At 46.8% G+C, this 1503-nt stretch carries 1 protein-coding gene; it reads left to right on the plus strand.

All coding sequences use genetic code 11. From position 1 onward, the window contains the following. Positions 1 to 783: 783 nt before the first annotated feature. On the plus strand, positions 784 to 1503 hold a 720-nt coding region (pgl, locus tag IQ242_RS24590), incomplete at its 3' end, for a 6-phosphogluconolactonase (protein WP_193961755.1).

The following is a 1503-nucleotide window of genomic DNA, read 5'->3' on the forward strand; positions in this document are numbered from 1 at the left end:
ACAGGAACTCTTGCCATGGAGATAATCCTTAAGAGTGAAGTTAATGTCCCGAACCGCAACACAATCAAGATGTCTTGTCTAACAACGCTTTACCAATAAAGCTGAGAGGGAATCCGAACTAGGGAAGTATTCGGAGGTCTGGGCCAGATGGTGTCTCGATGCGGTAGTCTCTACTTGCGGCGCCTAAATTGGTTTAGGCAAGCCCCGTCCCTTTTAGGGCGGGGTTAGTGACTAGTCTGTTTAAAAGTTCTCGCTGGGGATTCCCAGAAGGATTTTGCCGAGAGGCACTCTGACAAACTGCAATTTCTAATTAACTCTCGCTCAACCTCCCGCTAAACCCTATGTCAAATCGTTCTGCTTGTCAACCCCCTTCGAGAATCGACTCTAGAAATATTACCTCAATATGGCATCGGTAAACTTATCCCTGTCAAAGAATATATCTCCTGCAAAAATCAAAAATCTGCCGTTAGGCGAGGAGACGGTCGATAGGAGACGGTCGTCAGGAGGAGAAAAAAGACAATAGAAAACTATAATATCGATAAAACCTAATATTATGTCAAATTTATCCATTTTTTTAGATATTTTAACCCGATAGTGCCTCGATAACTTACTTTTGCAGCAGGTCTAATAAAATTTTCCCAAGCTCTCAGACGAGGTTTTCCCCCCGTATCTCTTACCTAAGACAGAGGCTGTCAAAGAATAAAATTTTCCCAAGCTCTCAGATGAGTCCTGAATGGTTAGCCTATAGTAAAGACAGCCCCCCCTGAGTCGATAACAAAACCCATGCAGAAATTGGTGGAAGTTTTAGCTGATAAACAAGCTCTGATCGCAAAATCTCTGGCGCTGGTTCTGGAAAAAATCACAACCAGCCTCGACCAACAGGACTATTTTACCATCGCTCTGTCCGGCGGTAGTACCCCGAAACCTCTCTACGAAGCTTTATCCTCTCAACCCCTCGACTGGTCAAAAATTCACGTTTTCTGGGGAGATGAACGCTACGTTAGTCCCGATCATCCTGACAGTAATCAACGCATGGCCCGGTTAGCATGGCTCGATCGCATACCGATCCCGGCCGCTAATATTCATCCTATGCCCACGGATGAACCCGATCCCCACCTGGCCGCCCAAAAATACGATGATCATCTCCGACAATGGTTTGGGGTCAATTCTCCCGATTTTCCCGTTTTTGACCTGATTTTATTAGGAATGGGCGATGATGGTCATACTGCCTCTCTCTTTCCTCACACGGCAGCTTTAACGGTGAGCGATCGCTGTATCACCGTCGGCGAGAAAGATGGCAATCCCCGCTTGACTTTTACTGTTCCCCTGATCAATCGGGCCCGTTGTGTGATCTTTATCGCTGCCGGCGAAAGTAAACGCCCCGCTCTACATGAGATTTTCTCTGCTTATGGTGACTCTTTCTCCTATCCTTCTCGTCTCATCCACCCCCCGGCCGGGGAATTATATTGGTTACTCGATGCGGCCGCTGGTTCCTCTTTTGTC

It is taken from the genome of Microcystis sp. LEGE 08355, from assembly GCF_015207185.1.
Lineage (GTDB): Bacteria > Cyanobacteriota > Cyanobacteriia > Cyanobacteriales > Microcystaceae > Microcystis > Microcystis panniformis.